Origin of the sequence: Streptosporangium sp. NPDC002721 (assembly GCF_042888905.1) — a bacterium.
Classification (GTDB): Bacteria; Actinomycetota; Actinomycetes; order Streptosporangiales; family Streptosporangiaceae; genus Streptosporangium.
The window spans coordinates 1-5,377 of record NZ_JBIAQI010000079.1 but is presented as its reverse complement, the minus strand read 5'-3'; the positions used below and the strand labels follow the sequence as shown (position 1 = coordinate 5,377).

7 protein-coding genes are annotated in these 5,377 nt (G+C 67.3%); all 7 read right to left on the bottom strand.

Annotated features, from left to right (window positions below; translation table 11 throughout):
• Positions 1-23: 23 nt before the first annotated feature.
• Positions 24-1,310: a replication initiator gene (locus tag ACFYWM_RS44575; protein ID WP_389927929.1), complete on the bottom strand. Its 1,287-nt coding sequence runs from the start codon at positions 1,308-1,310 to the stop codon at positions 24-26.
• Positions 1,307-1,501: a hypothetical protein gene (locus tag ACFYWM_RS44570; protein WP_389927927.1), complete on the bottom strand. Its 195-nt coding sequence runs from the start codon at positions 1,499-1,501 to the stop codon at positions 1,307-1,309. Before ACFYWM_RS44570 ends, ACFYWM_RS44575 begins: the two co-directional genes overlap by 4 nt.
• A complete protein-coding gene (locus ACFYWM_RS44565) occupies positions 1,501-2,940 on the bottom strand; it encodes an FtsK/SpoIIIE domain-containing protein (RefSeq protein ID WP_389927924.1) in 1,440 nt (479 codons plus the stop codon). Before ACFYWM_RS44565 ends, ACFYWM_RS44570 begins: the two co-directional genes overlap by 1 nt.
• An 81-nt stretch (positions 2,941-3,021) precedes the next feature.
• On the bottom strand, positions 3,022-3,300 hold the full coding sequence (locus tag ACFYWM_RS44560) for a hypothetical protein (protein ID WP_389927921.1): 279 nt from the start codon (positions 3,298-3,300) through the stop codon (positions 3,022-3,024).
• A complete protein-coding gene (locus ACFYWM_RS44555) occupies positions 3,300-3,734 on the bottom strand; it encodes a plasmid replication, integration and excision activator (protein WP_389927918.1) in 435 nt (144 codons plus the stop codon). Before ACFYWM_RS44555 ends, ACFYWM_RS44560 begins: the two co-directional genes overlap by 1 nt.
• Before the next feature lie 112 nt (positions 3,735-3,846).
• On the bottom strand, positions 3,847-4,563 hold the full coding sequence (locus tag ACFYWM_RS44550; RefSeq protein WP_389927916.1) for a GntR family transcriptional regulator: 717 nt from the start codon (positions 4,561-4,563) through the stop codon (positions 3,847-3,849).
• Between the two features lie 281 nt (positions 4,564-4,844).
• A complete protein-coding gene (locus ACFYWM_RS44545; RefSeq protein ID WP_389927913.1) occupies positions 4,845-5,135 on the bottom strand; it encodes a hypothetical protein in 291 nt (96 codons plus the stop codon).
• Between the last annotated feature and the right edge of the window lie 242 nt (positions 5,136-5,377).

The following is a 5,377-nucleotide window of genomic DNA, read 5'->3' as shown; positions in this document are numbered from 1 at the left end:
CTCGGCCAGCTCAGCCCGATCGACTACGAGAAGACGATAGATAGCCTGAAGTCTGCCGCCTGAAATCGGTGTCCACGTTTATGGGGGAAGCCCCGAGTGTCGCCGAGGCTCTTGGTCAGGTACTTCGACAGGTAGCCGATGCATTGGTCAGCGTCCGGCGATCCAGCGAGCACGCCCTGAACATCGACTTGAGTTCCGAAGCGGACCACGTGCAGCGGTTCGGCCGCCTCGTCGGTGCCGAGCTGGTCGAGTGCCTCGTCCCACGTTGGCAGCAGTTCCCCGGTCGCCGGATCGAGGTAGTCGCCGGCCTGGCCGTCCGGGTAGGGCTCAGCCCGTTCGGTCCGCTCACTCCAGACCGGCAGGTAGTCACCGTCGAAGCGGACTTCGTCGACGGACGGCCACCACACTTGGTGATAGGTCGCGGCGGCGATGGCCTTGACCTCCGCGCGCGGCATGGTCCCGCGGATCGCCATGTGCAGATGCGGGGCGAGCCGCTTCTGCGGTTCGACGGAGGCGAAGTACTGCACGTCATAGCCGGCCACCCGGCGCAGGTTCTGCACGAACCGGTCGACGAGCTTGGAGAAGTGCAGGGCATCGCGGGCAGCCGCCGCGTAGTCGTACGTGCTCGGGTTGACCGGCACACCGTTGCGAACGCGTCCGTACGAGGGAAGCGTCAGCGTGATGAACAAGGACGGCCGGTAGACCTTGCCGTCAGAGGCGATGAAGGTCCGCCCGAGGGTCGTGTCCTGCTTGGCCCGCTTGGGCAGATCCGGGGCATCCTGACGCCGCCTCGTCGAGCGCGAGCGTTTGGGAGTCGATCGCCCGCCCAGGACGTTGCCCCGCATCCCAGCGGCGTTGATCTCCGCATCGATCCCGGCTATCGCCTCGTCCCAGTCAAGGGTGTCCTCCCCGTCCCTCTCGGCCTCGTCCCGCTTGGCCTGCACGTCGGCCCGGAACTCGATCAGCCACCGCTGGTCTTCCGTGGAGGGATTGGGTTCGGCGATCGGTTCGTGGTCGAGGTGCCAGCCCTCCCGGCACTGCGCCCGGCGGAGCTGGCGGTTGCGGTTGGCACACGGCGGGCACTTGGCCTCCTGCGTGGCGCCGCAGGGGATGTTGAACGATTCGGAAGTGCCGGTGTGGGTGTCGAGGCGCCGCAGCTCGATCGGGCGGATGCAGACGCCGTTGTTCTTGGCGACCTCGATTGCGACGTCCAGGGCGAACGGCAGGGTGTCACGGATGAGGCGGGGCAAGGTGCGGTCGGAGCCATCGGGCGAGGTGGCGGACGGTGGAACGGTAGGGGTCTCGGTCACATGGCCTCCTCTCGATCGACCACGTCAGCGGTGATCCGGCAGGCGTCGCTGTAGGGGTCTTTGCGGAGCCGGGCGGTGTCGAGATCGACGATCACCGTCACTTCGGCGAGGTCGGAGCCGTTAAATGTCCGCAGCCGCCGGAAGGGCAGGCCCTCGATCTCGGCCGGGGTGCCGTGCAGGGTGACTCTCATCAGGCCCCCTCAACCGTCAGCGGCAGCGTGTCAGCGGTGAACACGGCGACCATGTCGCGGATATCGGCATCGGAGACGTAACCGGCACGGGCACGCATCGGCTCGGGTGAGGTCTCCAGGCGGGTGTAGGCGATGCCTGCGCCGAGGTCCGGCTGAGGTGAGATCAGGTCGGCCAGCGCGCCCCGATCGCGAGCGCCGTCACCGAGGACCATGTCCACCTGTTCGGACTCGTCCAGCCGCAGCGCGATCTTGTCGGGGAACAGGTTGCGGATGCTCAGCACGTCCTTGCGCGGGTCCTGCAACGCCGCCAGGACGCCGACCCCCACCGCACGGCCCTGCGTGGTCAAGGTCGCCAGTGCTGCCGAGATGCGGAGCTTGAGCCCCTTGTCGGACTGGTAGGCCGTCAGGAATGCCACCTCGTTGACCACCACCAGGACGAACGGGTCGTCGACGGTAGGGACGTGGTTGCGCTGCACTCCGGCGAACCGGCCCGCCCGCTCCTGCATGATCTTCACGGCTGCTTCCAGCAGATCGGCGCACGTGGCCGGGTCGGCGGCGTAGCGGTCGAACAGGTCACGGCCGAAGGACAGCTCCATCAGCTTGGGATCCAACGCCCAGATCTGCACCAGGCCCGCACGGACGGCAGGCAGCAGGCCCCGGATGGTGGACCAGATGATCGAGCCCTTGCCCGCCCCGGTGGCACCGGCGACCAGGACGTGAGTGCCGTGGACCTTGAGCCGCCACGGGGTGCCGTCCTCCTGCTTGCCGATCTCGACCGGCCCCACCGACGCCACGGCGGGAATCGGTAGAGCGGGTAAGGGGACGGCCAGCGGGTCGCGCCGAGGGAAGGCCAGCAGCAACCGGCCCGACCGGGCGACGGTCACCCGGCACGAGGTGGCGCCGAAGCCATGGGCCAGGTTCTCGATGCGGTCGGACCAGTCCTTGACCGACTGTCCGGCGAGCATCTTCACCGTGACCAGGTCCGCCCACGAGGTGCAGGTGACGCGGACGAGGCGAGGCAGGTAGTCACGGCCCCGCAGGTGACGGCCGAGACCGGATACGATCATCACCGGTTGCCAGTGCCGCCGGTAGATCCACACCCGTCGCCACCAGGCCAGCAGCCGCCAGCCCACCAGGCGCAGGAACGAGGCCCGATCGACCAGCCGCCACGTGGTGAGAGCGACGGGCACCAGGACGAGAAGCGCGATGCCCCACTGCCAGCCGTACAGCCAGCTCAGCGCGCCGGGAGCGACGGCGACGGGTGAGGCGATCGGGTAGCGCCACAGCAGCCGCACGGCACCGGCCAGCAGCCGCCAGGTGAAGATGACGATGGTGACGATGGCGGGGGTCTTGAGGACGGCCGGGCGGAACACCACAGCCGTGTCGGGGGTCGTGGTGACGAGGTGTTGCGCCTCGTCACCGGGCAGTTTTTTGAACATAGGCTTGAGCCCTCTCTTGATTTGCTGTCTGGGGAGACGAGGGGCCGCCGGAATGCCAGTTCCAGCGGCCCCGCTTACGTGTCAGGCCGCTTTGCCCTGGTCGGGCTCGTTGGTCGGGGTGGTGAACTTGCTCTCGACCGAGCGGGCGAACTGGTCGGCCTCGTGGGCGAGCTGGCGGGCGAACTCGACGTCGGAGGCCGTCACGAGGTCGCCGGCCGAGGTGGTGACCAGGAGCGAGACGGCGCCGAAGTCGAGCGCCAGGACCGGGGTCCGGGCCGGGTAGGGGTGGTTGGTGGCGCGAGCGCCACGGCCGGTGTTGAGAGTGATGGTGCTGATGCGGTGAGTCCTGCGACGCGTCATCAGGCAACGTCCTTTCCAGCGGTGGAGGTGTGCTTGGCGGGAGCGGAGGCGGCGGGGCCGGTGCGTGGGGCACGCATCTCGCGGACCTTGATGGAGTAGGCGAGACGTCCGGCGCCGTTGACATACGGGGTGGCGGTGACGTGGTCGAACTCGACCGGGGTGAAGGGCAGGTTCGGCATGGGGGCCGGCGGCACGGGCTGGACCGGGGAGAGGATCTTGACGGCCACGGTCTTCTGTCCGGGCTTGACGGTCGGGTCGGCGTCCATGACCGCGACCTGCCAGACGAGTTCTCCGGTGGTCTTGTCGCGGGACTGGACGAAGCGGCCGTTGGTGGAGGCGTCGAAGTCCTTGACCGCCTCGACCTCCCCGACGACGTAGCAGCCGTACGGGAAGACCTGGGCGAAGCTGACGGGGATCGGGCCTTGCAGAGCCATGATGGCACTCCTCTTATCAACTGACAGGCACTTAACCTATCAAGTGCTTTGAGAATAAGAGAGCCCGCTTGGTAGGTCAAGTACCTAAGCGGGCTCGCGGGGTGAGACTGAGCTAACCGATCGGATAGGCGTCTTCCAGCTCATGCCGATCGGCCGGAAGAAGCACCTCCGCCACGACGAGGGCAAGGCCGGCCGCATCGCGCACCGCCGCGTAGACGCACAACAGCGGGACGTTCTTCGGCATGCCGAGCCGCTTGACCTCCTCGGTCGTGGGCATGCGCGCAACGATCTGTTCCACGATGTGGTCGAAGCGCACCCCCTTGCGCGACTGGAGATGCTCGCGAAGCCCTTCGGGCAGCAGGTCAGCACTGGTCAGGTCGGTGCCCTCTGACAGCTCCAGTGGCAGCCACACCGAGACGATCTCGGTCGGTTCGCCGTTCCGGCTGACCAGGCGGCGCCGCAGGAACGCCTTGCTCTTCGGGGCGATGTCCAGCAGGGCCGCGATGCGGTTGGGTACGGCCAGTGCCGCCGCCTCCACCACCTCACCGTCGGAGGCATTTTCGGGACCGGTCAGGTACGCCTGTCCGGGGCGGGGCTGTTCCATCGAGGTCATCGCCGGGCGACCACGCACGAAGCGGCCCTTGCCCTGCTGAGAGTCGATCCAGCCCTGTTCGCGGAGCACGCGCAGTGCGGCGACGACGGTGGGCCGGGAGACACCGAACTCGTTGATGAGCTGGTTCTCGCTGGGCAGGAGTGAGCCCGGAGGGTAGTCCCCCGACTCGATGCGCCGTTGAAGTGCCTGAACAAGCTGGGCGTACTTCGGAGGCACGGACTCTAGTGACATTACGACCGTCCATCACCCGACAGGTTGTTTGACCAAGTCAGAGCGTAACCTGGCTTCCCCCGCCTGTCACGTCACCGGAAGGCAAGGGGAACAAGAGCAGAGAAGGTCCCGGCAGGCAGAGAGAGGGAAGAAGGGCGCCGCGGTTACACGGGTGGGGCCGCATACGCCGTCTCTGCTACCTGCCGGGACGTGATCAGACGCGACGGGGCAGCGGCAACGCTCTTCGGTGCCCTCCGCACCAAAGGACACCACCCCGCCGCGCCCGCCTATCGACCGACGTAATCGGCCAGGACTTGGGCAGCACCCGCCACGTCGCTGATCGGGTGGCGCTTCTCGGCCGACTGCCAGGAGTAGAAGGCGCCGCCGTAACCGACGAACACCCACACCGGCAGACCGACCTGTGGACGGGGGATCATCAGCGCACTGTCGTTGTCGCGCAGTTCGGCCCGTACGCCGAGCCGCAGCAACGCGTTCCGCAGCCGGGTGAGGGCATGCGCCTCGTTCTGCTGGCGTTCCTGCTGTAGGCAGGCCGCAGCGGTCTGCATGATCGGATTCATCTCACGTTCCTTTCGACCCGGCCGGTTGCGAGGCAGTCGAGACATTCCTGTTCTCCCTGCGTCTCGGGATCACCACCGCTCTCGCCGACGAGAAGGGCACGGCGCGAGCTGCGCAGCTTGGTTCCACGTCCCCGGCATGTGGGGCAGCCCTCCTTGGCAGGCTCAGGTGAGACATCGAGGGAGATAGCCTTCTGAGCTGTAAGTAGGGCGAGACAGGACCATTAACGATCGTGACCTTGACT

What these genes read in the sequence shown, in the direction of transcription:
- ACFYWM_RS44570 (WP_389927927.1), bottom strand. Translation starts at nt 1,501, where the DNA reads ATGAGAGTCACCCTGCACGGCACCCCGGCCGAGATCGAGGGCCTGCCC.
- ACFYWM_RS44545 (WP_389927913.1), bottom strand. Translation starts at nt 5,135, where the DNA reads ATGAATCCGATCATGCAGACCGCTGCGGCCTGCCTACAGCAGGAACGC.
- ACFYWM_RS44565 (WP_389927924.1), bottom strand. Translation starts at nt 2,940, where the DNA reads ATGTTCAAAAAACTGCCCGGTGACGAGGCGCAACACCTCGTCACCACG.
- ACFYWM_RS44560 (WP_389927921.1), bottom strand. Translation starts at nt 3,300, where the DNA reads ATGACGCGTCGCAGGACTCACCGCATCAGCACCATCACTCTCAACACC.
- ACFYWM_RS44555 (WP_389927918.1), bottom strand. Translation starts at nt 3,734, where the DNA reads ATGGCTCTGCAAGGCCCGATCCCCGTCAGCTTCGCCCAGGTCTTCCCG.